The 21,687-nt window shown below is 65.0% G+C and carries 14 protein-coding genes; 4 read left to right on the top strand and 10 right to left on the bottom strand.

The window, feature by feature from the left end; genetic code table 11:
- Positions 1 to 15: 15 nt before the first annotated feature.
- Entirely contained in the window at positions 16 to 486 is a 471-nt protein-coding gene (locus tag D4739_RS15295) for an NUDIX hydrolase (protein ID WP_120061412.1), read from the top strand.
- Here D4739_RS15295 and D4739_RS15290 read toward each other — a convergent pair.
- Genes D4739_RS15290 through D4739_RS15255 form a run of 8 tightly spaced genes read right to left on the bottom strand, consistent with a single transcriptional unit; the run spans position 474 to position 7,779 of the window.
- A complete protein-coding gene (locus D4739_RS15290) occupies positions 474 to 1,010 on the bottom strand; it encodes an HD domain-containing protein (protein ID WP_120061411.1) in 537 nt (178 codons plus the stop codon). The genes D4739_RS15295 and D4739_RS15290 overlap by 13 nt on opposite strands.
- A 29-nt stretch (positions 1,011 to 1,039) precedes the next feature.
- Complete coding sequence (locus tag D4739_RS15285; protein WP_147384963.1) at positions 1,040 to 1,315, bottom strand: hypothetical protein; 276 nt, start codon at positions 1,313 to 1,315, stop codon at positions 1,040 to 1,042.
- On the bottom strand, positions 1,312 to 2,307 hold the full coding sequence (locus D4739_RS15280) for a M23 family metallopeptidase (protein WP_120061409.1): 996 nt from the start codon (positions 2,305 to 2,307) through the stop codon (positions 1,312 to 1,314). Before D4739_RS15280 ends, D4739_RS15285 begins: the two co-directional genes overlap by 4 nt.
- Positions 2,304 to 2,771, bottom strand: coding sequence for a hypothetical protein (locus D4739_RS15275; protein ID WP_147384961.1), 468 nt, complete (start codon positions 2,769 to 2,771; stop codon positions 2,304 to 2,306). Before D4739_RS15275 ends, D4739_RS15280 begins: the two co-directional genes overlap by 4 nt.
- Before the next feature lie 43 nt (positions 2,772 to 2,814).
- Positions 2,815 to 4,641, bottom strand: coding sequence for a hypothetical protein (locus D4739_RS15270; protein ID WP_147384960.1), 1,827 nt, complete (start codon positions 4,639 to 4,641; stop codon positions 2,815 to 2,817).
- Positions 4,638 to 7,160, bottom strand: coding sequence for an ATP-binding protein (locus tag D4739_RS15265; RefSeq protein WP_120061406.1), 2,523 nt, complete (start codon positions 7,158 to 7,160; stop codon positions 4,638 to 4,640). Before D4739_RS15265 ends, D4739_RS15270 begins: the two co-directional genes overlap by 4 nt.
- Positions 7,102 to 7,512, bottom strand: a complete 411-nt coding sequence (locus tag D4739_RS15260) for a hypothetical protein (protein ID WP_120061405.1) — start codon at positions 7,510 to 7,512, stop codon at positions 7,102 to 7,104. Before D4739_RS15260 ends, D4739_RS15265 begins: the two co-directional genes overlap by 59 nt.
- A gap of 3 nt (positions 7,513 to 7,515) precedes the next feature.
- Positions 7,516 to 7,779, bottom strand: coding sequence for a hypothetical protein (locus D4739_RS15255; RefSeq protein ID WP_120061404.1), 264 nt, complete (start codon positions 7,777 to 7,779; stop codon positions 7,516 to 7,518).
- 462 nt (positions 7,780 to 8,241) lie between these two features.
- Here D4739_RS15255 and D4739_RS15250 point away from each other — a divergent pair, with 462 nt between their 5' ends.
- Together D4739_RS15250 and D4739_RS15245 are read left to right on the top strand one after the other, a co-directional pair.
- Positions 8,242 to 8,898, top strand: coding sequence for a hypothetical protein (locus D4739_RS15250; protein WP_120061403.1), 657 nt, complete (start codon positions 8,242 to 8,244; stop codon positions 8,896 to 8,898).
- A 41-nt stretch (positions 8,899 to 8,939) separates the two neighbouring features.
- Positions 8,940 to 10,025 (top strand): helix-turn-helix domain-containing protein, encoded by a 1,086-nt coding sequence (locus tag D4739_RS15245; RefSeq protein WP_120061402.1) that lies wholly within the window; start codon positions 8,940 to 8,942, stop codon positions 10,023 to 10,025.
- Between the two features lie 584 nt (positions 10,026 to 10,609).
- Here the strand turns inward: D4739_RS15245 and D4739_RS15235 are convergent.
- Together D4739_RS15235 and D4739_RS15230 are read right to left on the bottom strand one after the other, a co-directional pair.
- Entirely contained in the window at positions 10,610 to 12,850 is a 2,241-nt protein-coding gene (locus D4739_RS15235) for a hypothetical protein (RefSeq protein WP_147384958.1), read from the bottom strand.
- 10 nt (positions 12,851 to 12,860) lie between these two features.
- Complete coding sequence (locus D4739_RS15230; RefSeq protein WP_147384956.1) at positions 12,861 to 13,988, bottom strand: hypothetical protein; 1,128 nt, start codon at positions 13,986 to 13,988, stop codon at positions 12,861 to 12,863.
- 663 nt (positions 13,989 to 14,651) lie between these two features.
- Here D4739_RS15230 and D4739_RS15225 point away from each other — a divergent pair.
- Positions 14,652 to 21,065 (top strand): DNRLRE domain-containing protein, encoded by a 6,414-nt coding sequence (locus tag D4739_RS15225; RefSeq protein WP_182920440.1) that lies wholly within the window; start codon positions 14,652 to 14,654, stop codon positions 21,063 to 21,065.
- The last annotated feature ends 622 nt before the right edge of the window (positions 21,066 to 21,687 follow it).

Raw genomic sequence — 21,687 nt, 5'->3', positions numbered from 1 at the left:
GTTAGGCTGACGGGCATGGCTCGGGTGGATTACATCGACGACCCCAACGCTCCGAAGGCGAACAGCGTTGTGCCCTCGGTGGTCGCAGTTGTTCGTGACGGCGATGGTCGGGTGCTGATGATTCACAAGACCGACAACGACAAGTGGGCGCTGCCTGGCGGTGGCCACGAGATCGGCGAGTCGATCGCGGATGCGGTCGTGCGCGAGGTCAAGGAAGAGACCGGGTACGACGTCGAAGTCGTGACAATCACGGGCACCTACACGAACCCGCGGCACGTCATGGCGTACGACGACGGCGAGGTGCGCCAGCAGTTCTCGATCGCGTTCTTGGCTCGCCTCCTCGGAGGCGAAGCGCAGACGAGCTCCGAGAGTGACCGCGTTGAGTGGGTCTCGCCAGACGATCTCAAGGCGCTGACCATTCACCCCTCGATGCGGCTGCGCATCGAGCACGCGATCAACCCAGGTCCGCAGCCCTATATCGGGTAACCGGCCGCAGCGGAGGCTCGTTCGCTGGCGAGCCTGAGGTACGGGCCTGAGAGCGAGACGGCCCGGTGGACCGGGTGCTCTGGTCCGTAGCGGGCGAAGATGTCGCCAAGGCGCCGGCTCACTGAGACGCGCTCGCCGCGGGGCCCCGAAAGCATGTCGGCAAGGATCAGCTGGTCCAGCAGTGGCTGGACTGGACGCTCGAACTCCAGCAGCTTTCCAAGGAGCCCCCGCTCATCGGCTTCGAACTCTGCGCCGGTGTGGAATGCCACCAGACCGACGACGATGGGCGGTGCCTCGACAAGTTCGAGGAATCGGGCTCCGTCGAGAGCGTGCATGCCCGTCCGGGCCAGCGGGTCGGCGTATCCGATGTCGTGAAGCCACGCTGCCATCTCGAGGTCGAGTGGCGCGCCCGCGGCGACGAGTTCATGCGCCACGGAAGCGACGGCTCGCACGTGCTGCCAGCGGTCCGAGTCCTGCCCGAGGTAGGTGCCCGCGAGCGCCTTGGCATCCTCTGGCGTCCACATGACTTCATTGTGCTGGAAGAGCCGAAGGGTCATTCCACCCACACGAGATGCGCCGCCCAGGGCGCCCGCCTTGGTTCGGAGCCGATGAGCATCCAGCGGTACCAGTCCTCCTCGGTCACCACGTCGATGACGTCGCGATTGGCGTCGTCGACGTACCGGTCGGTCGCAGCGCGCATGTCGTAGACGAAGCCCTCGGGCGTCGACAGGATCAGTCGCTTGCCGCGCAGTGCAGGCACCCGGGCGGAGGGGAGTGGTTCGCGGGTCGGGGGTTGGCCGAACCATGGGTAGGAGGCGCTCGTGTTCATGGGCTGAGTCCCTTCTCGCGGAGGAACGGTTCAGGGTCGGTTGGGGTGCCGTTGTGACGGACCTCGAGGTGAAGGTGGGGCCCGGTCGAGTTGCCCGTGCTCCCGACTGCGCCGATCAGCTCGCCCGCAGAGACGGTGTCGCCCGGGCGGACATCGATGCGCGACAGATGGCCGTAGTAGGTCTCGATTCCGCTGGCGTGCCTGATCGTGATCAGGTTTCCGTAGCCGCTGCTGGGGCCCGCTACCTCGACCACGCCGTCTGTGACAGCACGCACGGGGGTGCCCGTCGGTGCGGCCATGTCGATGCCGGTGTGGACGCGGACTTCGCCGGTGATGGGATGCACGCGCGAACCGAACCCTGACGTCAGCGTGTAGCTCGCAACGGGCAACGTCCACGAACCTGTGGCGAGTGGCTCGCAGTCGATGTCTGCCCCGGCCATCTTGCTGACCACGTCGTTCGCAAGCCGTTCCCACTTGGCGTACGCCGTGGGGAAGGCGGAGCGCTGCACCGACTGGGCAGCGATCGTCAGGTCGAGGTCTTGCCAGTGTGGAATGTCGAGCAGGCCGCTGTTGCCGGTGGGGGAGCTAGGGCCGCCGAAGAAGGCCTTGGCGGCGTACTCGGGCGTCGTGACCTGAGCCGCCGTGCCCCAGCCGGTCGACGGGCGTTGTTGAAAGAGCCCGAGCGAGTCGCGGTCGCCGTAGTCCAGGTTGCGCATCCCGGACTCCTGCATGGCCGTCGCGATCGCAATCGCTTGCCCCTTCGGAGGCACTTTCAGTTGAACGGCGACCCCAAGGATGATCGCGGCGTTCTTCCGCTGCTCGTCATCGAGCTCGTCGACGGTGAGTTCGCTTGTGCCGATCGTGCAGCTCGAAACGGGGGTAAGGGCGACCTCGCTGGTGCCCATGGTCCCCATCATGGCCAGCGGCAGGAGCATGGCTGCAGAGACGGCCCCGAGCATGCCCGAGCCCCCGACGACAGCCAGCAGCCTCATGGCTTCTCCGGTTCGACCGACGCGACGCGTAGACCGTCGGGCGCAGCAACAACGTCGACGGCGAGCGACCCGTTAAGTAGCGAGACAGTGAAGCTGGCCGCGAAGGCTCCATCGGCGACCTTCACGATGCGTTGGACCGGGCCCGGTGGCATGTTGGAAGGGTCGGCGACATTCAGGCCGGCCCAGAGTTCCGGCGTGCACAGCGGCCTGAGCTGATCGAGTTCCTCACGCGAAGTCGGCGCCAGGTAGTGCTCGAGGAATCGCTCGACCGTACGGCGCGCGGCTGGGCGGATCGATTCGCCCTCCTCGTCCGCGTGGTCGGTTGTGTGCGGCGAGGCAGTCGGAGCGGCATGGGCCTGTGCGGCAGGACGCTGTTGCTCGTGGGACCGTTCGGGGCGAGCGCCTGCGTCCCGGAGGCCCAATGCCGCGATCGCGACCAGCAGCCCAAGGCATCCGGCGATCACCGCTGCGAACCGTCCCGGGCTGTGGAGCGCCCACGCGAGGGGACTAGGCCACATCGTCGTCCTCCGACGAGTTGGTCGGACGGTAGATCGCGTAGACCTCGTCGTCGCCATCCCACTCCACTTCGGCCGGCATCATCGGGACGTCGCCTCCAGCGGCATCCGGGCGGTAGGCATCGGCGTAGGTCGTGTCCGCTGGCGGTGAGGTGAAGTGTTCCTCGGGGCGGTGGCGTCCCTCGGCACGAGTCGGGCCAGGATCCGCGTCGGCAGCGGCCGGCAAGGCACGGACGTTGTCTGTCGCTGTCCACGACGGGGTGGGTCGTGCCTCGACCCGATCGGTTTCGGGGCCGTTTTCGGAGTCGTCCTCGTTCGCCTTCTTGGTGGCGAAGACTGCGGCGCCAGCTCCGACGGATGCGGCCGCTGCTGTGATCAGGGCGTCCTTTGCGCGGGAGCCGACTCCGGATCCTGCGTTGTTGAAGCTGTCGGAGGCCCGCCGGAAGTGGTCATCGTCGGTGCTCACCATGCTGGTGAGTCGTCGGAATGGCTTGAGCGCCATCCACATCACGAAGCTGAATAGCGGCATGAGGACCAGGCCGAGCCAGGCGGGTGCACCGCTCGGCGACATGAGGATGCCCAGGACGGAGACGGTGATGCCTGCACCGATGCCGAAGACGATCGAGTTCACGATTGCCGCGGCGACTGTCCTGCCGAGTCCTGTGATCAGGCCGCGCCCCTGTGGGAAGGCGCCGAGCGTGGCGAAGGCCGGGAAGAGCATCACAGCGAGCCGAACGATCATGAAGCAGCCCAGCAGGAGGAGTGCCGAGATCAGCAGGAACGGGAGCGAGAGGAACGTCGCCAGCGTGACGAGGAAGGCGTAGCCAACGCGTGTGTCTGAGCGCTGTCCCGTCAGGTACTCGTAGGCATTGGGGTCCTCGTCCTTGATCTTGTCGGCGATGTCCTTCCAGGTGTCCTGCTTGGACTCCAGGAGTTGGCGGCCGGCGTCGGGATTCTGCTCGAGCGTGCGGGCTTCTGCCCAGGTGAGGGCCTGTGCCTGGAACAGGTCGGGTCCGTACTCCTTTGCGGTCTTCGAGTCGGCTGATCCGAGCGTGCCGGCGAGCCAGGCTTCGTAGAAGATTGAGTCGACGACGTTGGAGGCGACCGCTGTGCCGGGGTCCACCTGTTCGTCGTGTCCATCGAGCTTCTCCACGACTGTGCCGAGGGTTCGGGTCACGGTGAGGTCGGCGGCGTGGCCGGCGGCGATGGGCCAGCGGAACAAGGCAGTGGCCATGATGACGACGATCAGGGCCCACCCGACGGCGGCCGCTGAGGTAGCCAGTGAGGCCCGGTTGGCTCGCCAGATCAACAGAATGCCGAGCAGTGCCAGGACCGCCGGGATCCAGGTTGCGAAGAGGTTCTCGTGCAGGGCGGTCGATACCCGGGTGATGACCGGGTCGAAGACGTTGAGGAAGGTCGGGTTGAAGGCGACTTCGGTGACCGACCCCGTGAGTGCGGTCAGCGCCAGGGCAGGCTGGATGATCCAGTTGGCGAACGCGGTGCCGATGACGGCATCCGGGTTGCGCATCGTGTCGGGACCGCAGCCGAGGTCGTACGTGCTCCAACGCAGTCCGGCGTATCCGTACTGCTCATAGATCGTCGTCTTCGCATCCGCTGCAAAGGGATCCGCCGATGCGGGGACCTTGTCGGGGGTGTTGCTGAAGAAGCCGGCGATGCCCTGCCCGGGTACGTCGGGGGTCGGGGCGTCCTTGCAGTCGTCGATGCCCGGGATCGCGCCAGCGGTGGAGAACCAGCTCGGCACGACGAGCATTGCGACGACTATGGCCAGCCAGATTCCGCGGCCGATGTGGCGCCTCATGCGACGGCCTCGCCATCCGACTTGGAACCATTTGCTGTACGACGCCCTGCTGTCGTGTTGAGCGCCTCAAGCAGTCCGGGGTTGCCGGTTAGGTCGACGCGCAGCTTGTCGACGTTGCCATCGACGTCGCGCATGACGAATTCACGGAAGGCCGACTGGCCGCGGGCGGAGGAGAGGTTCGCGAGCGCTCGCTCGTAGCCGATTCCGGTCGGCACGCGGAGCATCCGCAGTCCGTCCCGGGCGGCCTCTTCGTCCTCGAGCCGTCCCACGAACGCGGCGGACATGAAGTTGGCGACATCCATGCCGAGGACGTCGGATGGGTTCTGGGAGGCGGCGAGGACGCAGGTGTTCCATTTGCGGGAGTCTCGGCCGAGTCGGGTGAAGAGCGCGCGGCCGGCTGACCACTCACCGAGGAAGTGGGTCTCGTCTAGGGCCACGAGTTTGCGTGCCTGCATCTGTCGGCCGTAGACCGCGCGGGTGGCGTACCAGGACGCCAGGTGCAGCAGAGGCACCGCGAGCTGTTCGGATGTCGACCAGTGATCGCGGGGCACGGACTTCGGTGGCAGGACGAGCCCCGGCATGGTCAGGACGGTGAGGTTGGCCCGCAACCGCTCGCCCGTCGCCTGTGCACTCGGGAAGAACAGCCGCGAGAGCGGGAGTTCGGACATGTCCCGCAGGTAGTTCGCCACCACGCGCCCGTGCGGATTATGGTGGTTCTCCAGGTGCTTGACCACATCCCAGAGCGATGAATGCGGGGACCCGCCCGTCGTGCGAACAGCATCGGAGACGACCAGCGATGTCGCCGGCAACGCATCAACGGACGCGGGGAGCAGCATCTTGACGACATCCATCGCCAGCAGCTTGCGATCCTGGGCCGCGAAAACCTCAGCCTCGGTGAAGGCATCCTCGGTGGTGAAGGCGCTCCGGAGGGGAGAGGCGACCACCTCGAACGGGTTCAGGGTGCCGGACGCAGCCGTCGTCAGATCGATGTGCTCGCTGTGCGGGGCCAACTCAGGGAGCTCGGTCAGTCGCGCTAGTGGTCCCGAAGGGTCGAGAACAACCGAGGGGATGCCGCGGCGTACGGCCTCGTAGACGATCTGCCCGAGGAGCACCGACTTGCCTGCACCGAGCCCGCCAACGACGGGAACGAGCCCGGAGGTCTCCTTCACCTCGGTGGCGTAGTGCGTGTCGAACATGACCGCGCGACGAGAGGCGCCGGCCGTGTAGCCGACGTACGGACCGCGACGGTCACCGAGACGGCTCGACGCTGTCGGGACTCCCGCCGCCAGGTAGAGCGCTGGTAGCCGGCGCCGGTACGCCGTCGTGGCCAACGGTTCGCCCGGGATGAACTCCCGCAGCAATCCGTACTGCGCCTTCGGATGCTCGATCGTCACTCGGCGCGAGCGATAGGAAGTAGTGACCTTGCGGACCCGCTCCAGGCACTCCTGCTCGGTCGGGGCAGATACGGCCACCCGGAACCAGCCATGGATTCGGGCCGCGGCGACGTCAACACCACGCGTCATCTGGTCCTCGACCTCCCGAGCGTGACGCGCCTGACGGTCGAGTGCCAGCGGCTCGTCCAGGTCGTGCTCGGCGTAATGCCGCTGCATGTCCCTGACAACCAGGAGCTTGTGCTGGATAGACCGCCGGGCGTCGACCCCGGAGAGCACGTCGAACTGCGCTGACCACTCGACGGGGAACGGCAGCCGGTCCGTGTGGGAGAGCCAAGGCTCGTGGGCAGGATCGGGGGCTTCGATTTCCTCGAGCCGGCCCACGGACAGGACCGCCACATGCCGCTCGACCGCCGATCCTGCGCCGCGGGAGGTCAGCTTGACCGTGCGGCCGAGCGGCTGGGCGGCGTACTCCACCCGGTCGGTGAAGGACGCCAGGTCCTCTCGATCCCAGGCGGGGTCGGGCGTGGGGGAGAGGTCCGTGGGAGACGGCATGCCGAGACCGATCGAGCGTCGCAGCAGCCACTCCAACTCCCGAGCAGTTGCGGGCCGACCTTCGAGTCCGGGGAGCGCGACGGTCTCGGTGATCCGCTCCAACTCCGGCAGGACACGAGCGTGCTCGATGTCTGTCGGACGCCGCGTGATCGCCGACATCATCCGATGCGACGGCGGCCGGGACTTGATCCGAACGCCCAAATAGACCTCCTTCTCGGCCATCGTCTGGTGGCGCAGGTGCAGCTGCATCTCGACCAGGTGCTCGCTCCACGGTGGCTGCCCCGGCGTCTCGAGCGGCGCTGGAGTCAGGCCGTGCAGCTGCTTGGCCCACTCGCCAGTCGGGTAGGGCCGCGACGTCACCCTTAGGTGGAGCCGGTGGCCAGCCAGCCAAGCGAGCCCGTCGCCGAACCCGTGGAGAAGCTGGCCTCGTTGGGTGTCGGATCGGAATGCCCACAGCTGAGTCGGCAGGACGTACCAGGCCCAGACCTCGTCTGCGGTGAAGCACAGGTGGTCGTCAATGTTGCGAAGCGCCAGTCGGCCCTTTGCGGCTTCGGTGGGGTGCCTCGTGAACATGGTTCTCCCTCATCCGGACGCGCGCTGCGTCGAGCAGCACCGGCCGGGCCTCCGTGGGTGCGCGGGGTGCAGTCAGCTCGGCTCGGAGCGTCTGCAGCGCGCTGGACAATGGACGTTCGTGATCGATCACGCCGGTCAGTGCGTAGGTCGCGAGGATGCTCAACACCAGTTCCCACACTGGTGGCAGGCTCACTCGCATCGGCAGCACGGCCTCGATCAAGAGGATGCTGACGAACAACACGACCCAGATCCCGTACGCCGAGTACCTGGCCGCCCAGGGAAGCGTGAGCCCCCGCGGGCCGAGCCAGACTGCGTCGACGCGGTAGACCTCGTCGTCAGGCCTGATCAGCATCGGTCAGCCTTGGAAAACGAACTGCGCGATGTTGTCGGCGAAGCCGTAGAAGAAGGCCGCACCTGCGATGACGACGCAGCCCAACAGGACGTTGGAGACCGTCAGCGCGTTCTGGCTCATCTGGCCCTTGCGAGCCGAGGCGATAATTCCGATCCCGACGAACAGCAGGATGATCGGAATGATGTTCTTGACGCCCCACTGGACGATGCCGTCCGAGTTGAGGTCCGGTGAAGCAGTTGCCACGAAGGCAGCGACAAGCGTGTTCATGGAAGTCCTCCCGAGACTTGAATGGAGACCTCGGGGGAGCGGCGCGGTGCCGTCTCCCCGAGATGAGAGCGGTCCTGCGAAACTATGAAGTTGGCTGGGAGTAGCCCAGCACAACCCGAGCCCTCGCGCCACAAACTGCATATCGCAACCTGTGGAAAACCGCGCTGCTGTCGACACGGAGGCCGTTGACGGACTACATCCGTGCGGTGGCCGATGACCACCGGGTGAATGTCAGCGGTGTGCTGTTGCTGGAGTGAGCTTCGGTCTCGAGTGTGATCCCCCGATGGGTGATGGAGGTTCGTCCGCCGCCTAAGGTGCAACGGACGGCCCTGAGCGAGGTTCGGGACCTTTGCTGGGGCCGGGGCTGGACAGTTCCGACACACCAAACTCTGCTTGACACTTTTCCGCCTCATATGAGGTAGTATTTCGTCAAGTTTCCGCAGAGTGGCAGGAGAGACGCCCATGACGATCGTCGCAGTCGACGGTACCGCCGAATACCGACTTCACACGCTCGGGATCGCTGGCGACCAGATCATCCGCACGCTCCTGCGGGCTGACGCGGAAGCCAAGCACACGACTGGCCTCGAGCCGCCGACGGCCGAGGGCACCACCCGCTACTTCAAGACCGTACGGTTCCTGCGCGAGGAGCTGGTTCCGCTCGGCTGGGGTGTCAATGATGGCAAGAACTTCTGTCGCACGGTGCATCCCAGCCACGAATTCTCGATCGTCACGAGTTCCGGTGACGAGGCCACCGGCGTGGAGATCCCTGGCAGGGTGCCGCGCACTAAGAACCCCAAGGGTGAACTCACCGCCATCGCCGTGCGACAGAACGCCGACCAGGGTTCATTGGACCTCGGCGAGGCATTCGACGAGCCGACCGTGGAACCTGCCGAGCTCGAGAACGTGTGGTTCCTGCTTCAGCGAGTCACCCCGGACTACATCTACGCCGAGCTCTCACTGCCCGTTCGCATGACGGACGGGATGATCACCGAATGGGAGGAGCGCATCCTCCTTCCGCGCATCTCTCGACACGAACCCGAGTCGAACGACGCCACCACGGTTGAGGAGCCGCCGGCCAGTGATGGCGACGCGTACTCGGTCGACGTCGCCATGCGCTGACCGGTCCTTTCGATCGACCAGAGATTGAGGCAGCATCCGCCATGCTGAACCCCACACGCTTAGCGGCGGCACGCAAGCGCCGCGGATGGACGCTGACAAAGCTCGCCCAGGAGACGGGGTTGAGCCGCGCTAGCTTGTCTACCTACGAAAACCAGCACCAGGACCCAACGCCGCAGACACTGATCACGCTCGCTGCAGTGCTCGGCGTCGCAGAAGACTTTCTCACCGGCGACGACCTCGACGAGATCCCTGTTGAGGCAGTCAGTTTCCGCGCGCTGAGCAAGATGACCGCGCGCACGCGCGACCGCGGACTCAACTCAGGCCGCATCGCGATCCTGATTAACGAATGGCTCGAGGACCGATTCGACCTCCCCGCAGCAGACGTACCGACACTGACGGGACGGGACCCTGAGCTAGCAGCACAGGAAGTACGGGCCCGCTGGGGCCTCGGCGAACAGCCGATCGGGAACCTAGTCCACCTCCTCGAGGCCCACGGCATACGCATCTTCTCCCTGACCGACGACACCAAGGACCTCGATGCCTATTGCCTGAACTGGCACGGCCAACCGTTTATCTTCCTGAGCCGCGAGAAGTCCGGCGAACGCCACCGGTTCAACGCTGCCCACGAACTCGGCCACCTCGTCCTTCACGGCGAAGATCAGACTCCCAACGGCCCGGAAGCAGAAGCCGAAGCCAACCAGTTCGCGGCAGCGTTTCTCATGCCCAAGGCAGGAGTTTTGGCCCAAGGGCTCCACAACGCCCATGTCCAGCGCATCCTCCATGCCAAGAAGCGCTGGAACGTCGCCGCGATGGCCATGGCGCACCGAGCGAACGAACTCAACCTCATGACCGAATGGGCATACCGAACCGTCTGCGTTGACCTCTCCAGAATGGGCTACCGGCGCGGCGAGCCGGGAGGAATCGCGCACGAGTCTTCCCAGCTCCTCACCAAGGCCATGCAGCAACTCCGTGCGCACGGCCTCGGCGCCCAATCGATCGCCGCCGACCTGGGACTTCACGCCGCCGAAGTACAGGCCTACATGCTCGGCCTCACGCCTACGGCTGTTGGTGGTGCACCCAGCACGGGTGGCCGCACTAGCTCCGACCACCTTCGCCTGGTCGACTGACGGTCTGCGGCGAGGGCGGCGACCCTGGGCATCCAAGATCGGGGTGTCGCCAGATCTAGGCACATAGCGTCGTGAACTCTGAGGCCGTTGGCTCGGCCCAGAACCGGCAGGGTATCGGCCGCTCTCGCCGGCGCGAGGCGACCTCGCTGCACCTCGCAAGCCGACCTGTTGACGTTGTGACCGAGCTTGCGCGCGACGAACTCCTCCTTGATCACGCCCGTACGGTCCACCTCGTACTCGTGGACGTAGCCACTGGCGACGAACGAGTCGCCCTTCCTGAACCGGGCGCATGCCTCCCTGGCGGTGCTGTCGATGGCCACCATGTCGTGGAAGGCCACCATGTCGTGGAAGGTCGGCTCAAGCTTCGCAAAACTGCCGTCGACCTCCCTGTGCCACTGCTCGACGCCGATACGAACGCGCAGGTGCTCGGCGCCGGCGTTCGTGAAGTGCAGGTCAGGACGAGACCACCTCAGAGGGCAGGTACGCGCCGCTCTCCGAAGCAGATTGATGCTGCAGGCGGCGGCTTGCGCGAGGACGGCCGAGCGGCACCTATCGACTGGGCAAGCAGTCGGGGAAGCGTGCCTCTATTGTTTGGGCGATAGGCCAAGTAGTTGATTGAACAACGAACCTATTGCGGGGTCGGCCTCTTCAAGTGCTACGGCCGCTGCCATCTGGGCCGTTGGCATCTTCCCTGCCGCCATTCCGAGAAGGACTTCCATTCGAAGGTTGGTGCCCTTCCTCTTCCCTAGACGGCTCTCTGCAGCCGACAAGTAGGCCTTTCCGGGAGTCGGTGCCAGAAGGTCATGTCGCCGCGCGGCGCGAAGGATCGATGCCACAACAACATTCACGTAGAACCGCCCGTGCGTCCAGAACTCAGGCGTCAATACCTTCGAGACGGGCGGCGTGAACTGCTCGTCCAGAACGTTCCTGTTCCGCATGCTCTGGAGCGCTGACGAAACCACGACAAACACTTGCGCTTGGTTCAGGTCCTTATGGCCAAAGACGCTGTTTGGGCCGAGACGAAACTGATCGTCGTTCCACCCCCAGAACAGCACCTCTCGAAGCCCGTTTGCGCTTGTGAGGACGGTCTCTCGGTTTGCAAGTTGCTCACTATTGATGCCGAGCTTTCCCCGGCTATGAAGGAGATTCTGTTCCCAGCACCACGGACAGTCGTCTTCCTGCCAGTTGGGTAAGAGTACCTGTTCGACTGCGTGCAACTGCTTCTCAGTGGGGCCAAGCTGGTGCACGATGTTCGCAATGCCGCGCGTCTCGGAGTCGGTCTGCGTGCGAAGCACTCCGACGAGGGCATGGCATTCCTCGTGGTCGTAGCCCTTCTCGATGAGTTCGTCACGAAAGGACCTGAGTCGGTCGCCACTAACGATGGCATCGTCGATGATGAGCAGTCGCGATGCATTGAGATGAGCGATCTCTTCAGCTGTTGCTGCGCCCAGATCCTGTGGGTTCCTGACGACGACGGGAATCTTGAGTCGATCGCCAGCGAGTTTGGCCATCGATCGTGCTGTCAAGTGGTCCGGAGCAAGAATTGTGTCGACTTGCCCAGCAAGCTCATCTACCTTCGCCAAGAACCGAACCTTGAAGATGTTGTCCTTGTGGCCGAGAAGCTTCGCGACGTCAATGTGAACTGCGTGGTGGCGCCCATCCGAGGGGTCGTCGCGGTGGACTGAAAATGCGTCTGTTGTGCGGTAGCGGTCGACGAACTCCTTAGCCTCGGTCGCGTACACGGCGTCCAGTTTGGCAGGCACAACAGACTCGGCTACTCCCACGGTGAAGGTAACCGGGGAGATAGGCAAGGCGGGGCTTGAGTGGGGCGCCTTTGGATCACACATCTCACAGTCATTTGACGGAGACCGCCCAAGATCGCTCTCCAGGAAACAGAAGACATCGTTCAAAGCCGATGTTTGGTCGGAGGTGCCCGCGTCTGTCGCCCGCGCAGGAGTTCCGTAGAGTGCCACGGCAGCGGTTGTGGTGAATCCGAGATCATGAGCGGCACTTCGTGCAATCTCGGCCATGACGCCGGTGCTGCTGACGCTGATGACTACGAGCGCTGACGCCCCGTCGACTATCACCGGCCTCGTGGCCCGGGTTCGTGCGATGAATTGTCTGAGGGCGGGGCGGCCGTAGCCCGGAAGAGCGTGCACCGCTGTGATTGCTCGATCTTCATACGCCTCTTCACGGAGGTACTGGGCGAGGTGCATGCCGATAATCGAAATCGTCGTCGTTTCGACGATCACCATGGTTGACGGCCCGACATACGGGAGCAGCCAGAACGAAACAGCGTCCAATGAGTCCGGCGACTGAATCGCGGAGCCGACTCGAAGGAACGATCGGTAGTGCTGACCGTTTGGGCCGGCGTAATGGAAGGTGCCGCTTTGTGGGAGGAGAGCGCCTGACTCGCCGGCGTAGTAGTTCAGTTCGGCACGGCGCAACAGGGGCACGCTGTCATCTAGGGATGCTCCGCGCTTGAGGGACCCAGCGAGAAGAGTGAGCGTGTGTTCACCTGACTCGTATGAGAGGAGGTAGATAGGTGTGTTCGTCCGACGATAGAGCTCTCGAATCTCACGAGACGGTAGCTCTCCTGGAGCAGTCGTGAGGCGCTGAGCCTCGTGTTTGTGTGCGCGAAGCACGACCACCTCCGGTGCTCCATTGAGCCGCCGTCGGATCTCGTGGACCTTTCGATCGATATCGAATAGTTCGCCATACCGCGGAATGCCAATCAGCAAGACCTCGGCGATCCCCGAAGCGTGCTGGGCGGTGTCGAGGACCCGGGCGCGCTTCGACCCTAGTAGTGCCACTTGGACTCTCAACGTGGCCTGCCTAGAAGAGAGACTCGTGTAGGTCGACCCAGGGGACGACGATCGTGATTGAGGTCCCAGCCAAGAATGGAAGCGGGCGAGTTTCTCGAGTCAACGGCACTAAGTCCGAGGAGTTGGAGGACGTGTCCAACTGATGCTGTGTAGCGAGGATCCGGCCAGTTCGGACCATGAGGAAGGCCCGCAGGTCGCGGCATGAGTCCTGAATTTTCGGGAGTCCGAGGCCCTCCCAGCCCATGTTCGCCTCGGGCAGCCCGAAAGCCGACTGAAGTGCGGCGAACTCCTCCTCGATCGAACCTGAGTAGATCGCGAGATCCTTGCGGTGGTGAGCCGAAATGCCGATCCCGGAATCGGCAACTGTGAACTCGACCATCGCCACATCGCCGAACTGTTCACGCGCTCTGGTCAGGTAGTGGCTGAGCGACTGATGCCCACTCTCTTTTGGCGCCATGGTCGTCTGGATCTCACGAATGAAGTGTCGCCGAACGGCCAAGAATCTGACGCCTCCAACGCGCCGCTTGGCGAGGTCACGTGTCGCATGCCGCTGTGTATTTTCAAGTGCCTCGGTGAGGAACCGCCGGACTTGAAGGAGCTGCTGAGACGAGGGCTGGCTGGTCGCGTCGCGGCCGACGAGCTCACGTCGCTTCAGTTCCCAGTCCAATGTGTCAGCGAGTCGGCTGCTGAAGTCCTCGTCTTCTGGGTCTATGAACTCAGCTCGGCCCAGTCCTTCAAAATTGTCGTCGATCAGATAAGACACGTTGTGCGTGTTTCCAAGCACGTTCGTCTTCCCGATCACTGCCTTCTGAAGGGCCATGACCCGTGCGGAGACGTCGCGGTCGCTCGCATCAAGGACCTGGCTGGCCAACCGTGATGCAATGACACCGCTGAGAGACTCCGTCAATAGCGCCCTAGGCGTATCGGCCCAGACGTCGTCGTCGCTATGGGGAGCAAAGCCAGGAATGCGGAAGCTGAATCCCCGCTCACTCCTCAGACGCATCAGCCAGCCAAGCAGTCGCGCATCGGCACCGAACTCTGAACGAATCTGACCCTCCGCGACGATCTGCTGGTCCCAGCCAGAGAACGCCGGTGCTGCCAAGCCCTCGACATCTGCGGCACGCAGGGGAGAACGCAACGGCACCCTCTGAGGGCCAACAGAAACCGCCATTGAAGTCCTGACTCGATTTGGCGCGATGCGAAGCAATCAGTATGGCGCCATGTGGCCGATGGCCGCATAGCTTTCTCGGCCCACCGTCGAATCTGCTTGCATGTCACACGGGCTGCGCAGGTGAGAACGGTTCCTCGCGGGATTTGGTCGGAGCGTGACGTACTGAAATCGCGCCTAGGGCACCATCACCTGCTGTCGACGCTCACACGTCGGGCTGCGCTGCCTATCTAGAGCACGGCAATCGCAGCAGGTAGGCATGTAATTACGCGCAATACGCGCGCGTTGGTGGCCGATCTTCGTCGGGCATTGACGCGGCTATCCCCTAGCAGGGCTCGATCGGATCAACGCCTCCTGTGAATGTATCGATCCGATAACAGCGACGTCTCGGGTTGTCCCTTCGCGCGTTCAGGCTTCGCCGTGTTGATACCTTCGCGCTCGCCGGACTCGGAAGCTGGCTCCCTTGTTGGTTGCCCTCCGTTCCGAGGAGTCTCCGTGCTCGCATTGCGCGTCGCTCGTGTGTCCCGTCCTGTTGTGACCGCATCGGTGGTCTTGGCTGTTGCCTTTGCTGGTGCGGCGCTGCCGGCGGAGGCGGCGAGGCCGGGGAAGTCTGTGCCGGCGCGGGCTACGGTGGTGGCGGAGCGTCCTGATGCGATGTCGGCTGCGTTGACGGCGCGTTCGCAGGGCAAGCGTGTGGAGGACACCTCTCAGCGAACCGAGCGGTCCTCGACGTGGGCGAACCCGGATGGCACGTGGACCACCGAGAATCACCTGGGTGTGCAGCGGTTCAAGGACTCGCAGGGCAAGTGGGTGGAGGTCAATCTCGATCTGGCGGCTCAGCCGGATGGTTCGGTCGAACCGGTGGCGCACCCTCTGGGGCTGAAGTTCCCAGGCAAGGGCCCGGCCGGCGAGATCCGTCTCGACGAGGGCCAGGGCCGCACTGTGTCAATGGTGCTGCCTGGCGAGTTGACCAAGCCGACGGTCGACGGCTTGAAGGCGACCTACGCGGATGTGGCTCCGGGTGTGGACGTTGTCTTGGAGTCGCGCCGCACCGGGTTCGAGCAGACCTTCGTCCTTGACGAACGCCCGACCGAAGGTGCCGCGGTCTCGTGGGACCTGCAGTTGAAGACCAAGGGTCTGACCGCCAAGGCCCAGGGCGACGGGTCAATCAACTTTGTCGATGCCAAGAACAAGGTCGTTTCGCACATTCCTGCTGCCGTGGCCTGGGATTCGCGCGTCGACGAGCACACCGGGGAGCCGGTCAACTATGCACCAGTGACGCTGGCAGTGACCCAGCGCAACCCTGGGCATGCGACGTTGCGGGTGTCGCCGGACGCGGCCTGGTTGGTGGATCCGGCGACGCAGTTCCCGGTCACGATCGACCCGACCTACACCTCGACGACGCGGACGACGACCTTCGACACCTACGTCACCCAGGGGGTATCGAGCGGGCAGTCGTCGTCGACGAAGTTGAAGCTGGGCAAGAACGGCGCTGGCGATGTGTCGCGTTCGTTCCTGGAGTTCGAACTCGGGACGCTGAAGGGCCGTGTCATCAAGGGCGCTTCTTTGAAGCTGTATGAGAACTATTCATGGAACTGCTCGGCGCGTTCCTTCGACGCGCGCGACGTCAGCGCGGATGTCACCACCTCCACGGTCTGGTCGAACCAGCCGACCATGGGCACCACGTACGGCACCTTGACGGACGCGAAGGGCCACTCCTCGGAGTGCGCGGCGGGGTGGTCCTCGATGGCGGTCACCTCGATGGTGCAGGCCTGGGCCGCTGATTCCTCGACGGTGAATCGGGTGGGCCTGAGGGCGCAGAGCGAGACCGATTCGGTGGCGTACAAGGAGTTCGGCTCCCTGGAGTCCTCGACGGATCCGTACCTGTCGATCAGCTACAACAACTATCCCGGAGTCTCGTCGGTCCCGACGGTCTCGTCGGCCTCGACGTACGCCTCGACGGTGTACTCGTCCGACACGACGCCGGCCTTCTTCGCGGCGGCGAGTGACGGCAACGCCAACAACGTCTCGATCAACTTCCAGATCCACACGTCCACCGCGTTCAACTCGGGTTCGTTGGTGACTTCGTGCAACTCCGCGTACGTGGCCTCGGGGGCGATGGCGAACTGCACGGTGGGTACGGCCTTGGCGGACAACACCACCTACTTCGTTCGCACCCAGACCACCGACGGCATGGACCTGTCGTCGTGGTCGACGGCATATCTGACGTTCAAGATGGCCGCGGCAGCACCGTCCGCGCCAATGATCGTGTGCCCCACCCAGAGCGACGGGGCGTGGAGCGACAACCCGCCCGCCAACGATGTGGCGTGCACGATCAGCGCCGCCGGCACCGGCAACAGCGCACCGGGCTACATCAGCTACTCGGTCGACGGGGCACTGGCGAAGAAGGTCCAGATCACGCCGTCTTCGGACCCGAACGTCGCCAAGGTGAATGTCACGGTGCCGAAGGCGAAGGGTGGCCACGGTATTGCCGCGACGGCTATCAGCCGCGCAAGCGTCGCCTCCAGCGAGTCCGATTACGGTTTCGGTTACGGCACCACCGCGGTCGAGAGCCCGGCCACCGACCCCGTGCCGGTGACCACCGGCGACATCAAGATCACCGCGGACAGCCCGCCAGCTCCGTCGGGAACGACCGCTTCGTCGGTGTTGAAGTGGCGACTGGCGTCGACCACCAATGACGAGACCACTGGCTGGAACACCGCCCAGAACCTGAGCGCCACCTCGGACCCGGCGACGGGTGGTTTGAAGGTCTCGGGCACCTGGAACACCATGGCCGCAACCACCGATGCAGCCAACGGCAACGTCGCCCTCGATCCGCGCCTGCCGGCGACTCTTGAGCTGCAGGTCTGCACCACCTACACCGGCGGCGCCACGCAGTGCACCTGGAACAGCCAGCCCCTGCGGGTGCTGCGGGTGCCGCACGCCTTCGGTGCTGGATTCCCCGTCGCCGACGCGGGGCCGGGGCAGGTCGCCCTGTGGACCGGTGAGTTCACCACCGCCGCGACCGACGTGGTCGTGCCCGGTTACACCGGTTCGCTGTCGATCTCACGCACCCACGCCACCTTCGCCGGTGAACCGAACCCGGCCGCAGCGGTGTTCGGTCCGGGCTGGACCGCGTCCCTGGACGGCTCCGATGCCGGACTCGCGGGATTCCAGCTGATCGACAACACCCTCGTCGACGGCACTTTGGTGCTGTATGCCGACGATGCGGACCCGATGGTGTTCGCCCCGACGACCTGGACGCGCCGCACCGGCACCAACCTGGCAACCGGCACCTGGAACGGGGTCGATGAGGCCACCGCCGACGCAGGCGTCAAGGCCACCGTCACCGGATCCGGCACCTCAACGGTGTTCTCGATCGTCGACCCCGACGGCGTCACCACGACCTTCAAGATCACCACCGCCGCCACCGCCACAACCGATGCGCTCTTCGCCCCGGAGTCCGTCACCGAGCCGGGCTCGGGCACTACGACCTACACCCGCGATCCCTCCTCAGGCCGCGTGACCAGGATCCTTGCGCCGGTCCCGCCCGCCGTCACCTGCACCGGTGCGGTCGGATCGCCGATGGCGAAGGGGTGCCGTGCCCTGGACATCACCTACGCCACCACCACGACCGCGACTAGCAGCACGCCGGGCGATGTGGCAGGCCAGGTGAAGAAGATCAGCCTCAACATCTTCAACCCGGCCGTCGGCGGATCGACGACAGCGCTGATCGATGTCGCGACCTACAAGTACGACGACCAGCACCGACTGGTCACGGTGACGGACCCGCGCCCGACCCCGGCCCTGACCACGAGCTACGCCTACGACAGCTCGGACCGGCTCACGTCCCTCACCCCGGCCGGTCTTGCGCCGTACAACCTTGAGTACGCCGGCACCCCGACGAAACTGGCCCGTGTCAAGCGCGACAATCCGGCCTCGGCGGGCGGCGGAACCGCGACGCTGGCCACGGTGCTCTACGACGTTCCCACCTCCGGGACCGGCTTGCCGGACCTGTCGGCCAACGGTGTCGCCGTGTGGGGTCAGCCGAAGGCCCCGACCTACGCCGCAGCGGTCTTCGGGCCCGACAAGCCGATCACCACCCTCGACCCGGCCGCAGTCGCCACGGGGGACTGGTCCTACGCCTCCATCCAGGCCACCGACGCGCGTGGCTACACGATCAACACCGCCGAATACGGACCGGGCAAATGGCTGCCCACGTTCACTCAGTTCAACGACGACGGCTACCCGATCCTCGAACTGGACGCAGGGGACATCCAGGCGATCAAGTCCGGTGAATCCACCATCGGCCAAGCCGGCACTCTCACGGTCTACAACACCGCCAGCAACGGCCCCGCCGCCACCCCGGTCGGATCGATCGTCACCGACACCTACGGACCAACCCGTTGGGTCACCCTGAAGAACGGTGACCGCGTGCAGGCCCGCCCGCACACCGCTATGACCTATGACGAGGCCTCGCCGGATGGCGGGATCAACCCCGACACCGGCCACGGCTGGGCGCTGCCCACCACCATTAGCAGCGGACCGGTCGCCCCCGACGACCTCAGTTTCCTGGAGGCGGCCGAGGTCAGCAAAATCAGCTACGGGTCTTCAAGCGACACCGCGGCGTGGAAGCTCGGCGCGGCCCGCACCCAAACCACCGTCATCGATGGCGGATCGGGCGACATCACCACCGTCAGCGACTACGACTCGGTTGGTCGTGTCATCGCCCAGCGGCAGCCCACCGCCACCGGCTCTGATGCCGGGACCCGCAAGACGATCTACTACACCGTCGGCACCAACGCCGACGACGCGTCGTGTGGGAACAAGCCCGAATGGGCCGGCGCGGCATGCCGCACGTACTACGCAGGTCAGGCATCAGGCCAAGACCTGATCTCGACCAAGGTCACCGGCTACAACGCCTACCTGTCCCCGACCACCACCGTCGAGTCGGCCAACGGCGGAACCCGCACCACCACCGCGACGTACGACACGGCCTCACGACCGGTCGCCACGACCGTGGTCGCGTCGGGAATCTCCGGCTCGACGTCGGTCAAGGGCAGCGAAACGACCTACGACTCCGCGACGGGCCTCCCGATCAAGCAGTGGGCCACTACCGGCGGCGCCCACGTCGGTGACCCGATCAACACGACCTATGACTCGTGGGGTCGCGCGCTGACCTACGAACCCTCGGCCGGGGAGGTCACCACGACGACCTTCGACAGCATCGGACGGATCACGCAGGTGGTGGACCCGAAGGGGACCACCAGCTACGGCTACGGCTACGGCGCCGACGCCAACGGCGACACCGACCGACGTGGTCTGCCGACCACCCTCACCGTCACCGGCGGACCGGGCGGTGCCCTTGAGTTCGGCGGTGCGTACAACGCGGATGGCACCCTCGTGAAGCAGAAGCTTCCCGGCGGACTGACACAAACCACCCTGGTGGATGCGGCGGGTGAGCCGGTCAGCATGGAATACACCGGCCAGGTCACCATCGACAACGGCGACGGCACCACCACCATCGACTCCAACGGTGGCTGGCTGGGCTGGTCGACCGAGAACGACATCAACGGCCGCGTCCGCCGCGAGTGGACCCCGGCCGGTGCCGCGTTCACCACCGATGGCCTCACCGGACCCGCCGCAGCTGCGGCGTATGACCGCGCCTACAAGTACGACAAGGCCGGCCGCCTGACCCAGGTCGATGACCGCACCAGCACGATAGGGGCGGGCATCGATCCGATCACTGGCGAACCGCTCAACGAAACCTGCGAAACCCGCGCGTTCAGCTTCGACAAGAACGGCAACCGTCTGTCGCTGTCGCGCACCCCAGGTAACGCCGACGGCACCTGCCAGACGCCGGGCGCAACCGGCGTCACCACCAAGAACTGGTCCTACGATGCCGGTGACAGGCTCACCGGCGGGTACGTCTATGACGCGTTCGGCCGCCAAACAACCATCCCCGCCACCGATGCACCCGTCGCCGCGAACGGGGCGATCACGCTGGGCTACACCGACACCGACGCCGTCGCCTCGATCACCCAGAACGGCCAGACGACTGGGTTCGCGCTGGATCAGGCCGGACGCCGCCAGACGGAAGCCACCGGTCCCATCGGACAAGCGGCAACGTCCACCACCACGCGTCACTACACCGACGGATCCGACAACCCCGGCTGGTCCACCCTCGTCACCGCATCCGGGACCGCGACCACCCGCTACGCCGGCTCACTCGGCGGAGACCTCGGACTCACGCTGACCAACCCCGCCGGCGGCGGAACTGTGCAGGCTGAGCTCGCGCTCGCGAATCCGCACGGTGATGTCGTCACCACCGCGAACATCCCCGCCGCCGGCCCCTGTGTCGGGATCACCGGCTGGGCAGACGGCGACGAGTACGGCAACAAGACCGGAACGGGTGGATCCCAGACGGACGGCCTCAACTACGGATGGCTCGGCGCCAAGGAACGCGCGACCCAGGCCACCGGACTCATGCTCATGGGGGTTCGGGTCTACAACCCAGCAACCGGTTCCTTTAGCTCAACCGACCCTGTCTTCGGCGGCAACACAACCGCCTATGCGTACCCCCAAGACCCAGTGAATCGCGTCGACCTTGATGGACGTTGGGGCTTTAGCATCAAGGATGCATTCAAGAAGGCAAAGGACTGGGCGGACGACCATAAGAAGATTGTCGGAGCAGTCCAACTGGGCATCGGCCTCGTGGCCTTGGGTGTGTGCGCCATTTGTACCGCGGCTGCAGCAATCTCATATGGGATCGCTGGCTATAAGACCGTGCAGGGCTATCGACGCGGAGGGGTCAGGGGCGCGCTCGGAGGTGCAGCAAGCTTCATCCCAGTCGGGGGTCGACTGGCAGCGACGGCCAACGTCGCGCGCGTTAGGGCAGCTCACCGCGCGGCGACGACTGGCAAGGCACGCCGTGCCCTTCAGAAGCCTTTGGCCCGCGCCTATACGATCAAGCGCCGTGCGGCACCGGCACTCGACAGGGCCGCCTTTGGCTACGACTCTCTCCACTATGCATACAGTTATCGGTAGCCGCCAGCCTGGCGGGAGAACGACCACCTGGGTGGTTGCGCTCAGCCGCGCGATCCGGAAGCGGACATCGCCGCGCTACGAGCACAGGGCGGTCCTAGCGGCACTTTCGCAACCGCACCCACAGCCGAGGGACGTCTCAATGTATTGGGCGGACGGAATTCGCGGCTTCGGGGACGCGGGGGTGGTTTGGGCACTGGGGGGGATCTTCCTGGTCCTCATCGACCATGCTGTTGGAAAAGAGATTCGGTACACGACGCCAGGCATGCTCATCTGGTTGCCATCGTTGCCCGTGGCTTCGGGAATTGCGCTCTGCTGGTACATGTTTCGCCGAACTGGATCCAATACCTTCGGGCTGAAAGTGATTCCGACAGCGGGTGCATATGGATGTGGCCTCGTCGCCGCGCTGACGATGGCGGGGGTGATCTGGGCCGGGACCTGGTAACGGTACGGCCAGATTCGAATGGGTCGGGCGCACATCGGTCTTGCTGGGAGATGTCACTGCTGCGTCCTGACGCCGTGTGAGTTTTTCAGGCTAGGCAGCGGGGGTTGGTGCGCATGGTTGATGCGCTGTGTTTTGACGAACCTCTGTCAGTTGCACATGTCTTGACGAAGCTGTCTTGGC

This window comes from Nocardioides cavernaquae (genome assembly GCF_003600895.1).
Classification (GTDB): Bacteria; Actinomycetota; Actinomycetes; order Propionibacteriales; family Nocardioidaceae; genus Nocardioides; species Nocardioides cavernaquae.
The sequence above is the reverse complement of the archived record's forward strand: the minus strand, read 5'-3'. Positions and strand labels throughout refer to the sequence as shown.

Bases quoted from the DNA above. Each gene is read 5' to 3' on its own strand.
- D4739_RS15260 (WP_120061405.1), bottom strand. From the start codon at position 7,512: ATGCTGATCAGGCCTGACGACGAGGTCTACCGCGTCGACGCAGTCTGG.
- D4739_RS15245 (WP_120061402.1), top strand. From the start codon at position 8,940: ATGCTGAACCCCACACGCTTAGCGGCGGCACGCAAGCGCCGCGGATGG.
- D4739_RS15265 (WP_120061406.1), bottom strand. From the start codon at position 7,160: ATGTTCACGAGGCACCCCACCGAAGCCGCAAAGGGCCGACTGGCGCTT.
- D4739_RS15270 (WP_147384960.1), bottom strand. From the start codon at position 4,641: ATGAGGCGCCACATCGGCCGCGGAATCTGGCTGGCCATAGTCGTCGCA.
- D4739_RS15290 (WP_120061411.1), bottom strand. From the start codon at position 1,010: ATGTGGACGCCAGAGGATGCCAAGGCGCTCGCGGGCACCTACCTCGGG.
- D4739_RS15255 (WP_120061404.1), bottom strand. From the start codon at position 7,779: ATGAACACGCTTGTCGCTGCCTTCGTGGCAACTGCTTCACCGGACCTC.
- D4739_RS15285 (WP_147384963.1), bottom strand. From the start codon at position 1,315: ATGAACACGAGCGCCTCCTACCCATGGTTCGGCCAACCCCCGACCCGC.
- D4739_RS15280 (WP_120061409.1), bottom strand. From the start codon at position 2,307: ATGAGGCTGCTGGCTGTCGTCGGGGGCTCGGGCATGCTCGGGGCCGTC.
- D4739_RS15250 (WP_120061403.1), top strand. From the start codon at position 8,242: ATGACGATCGTCGCAGTCGACGGTACCGCCGAATACCGACTTCACACG.
- D4739_RS15295 (WP_120061412.1), top strand. From the start codon at position 16: ATGGCTCGGGTGGATTACATCGACGACCCCAACGCTCCGAAGGCGAAC.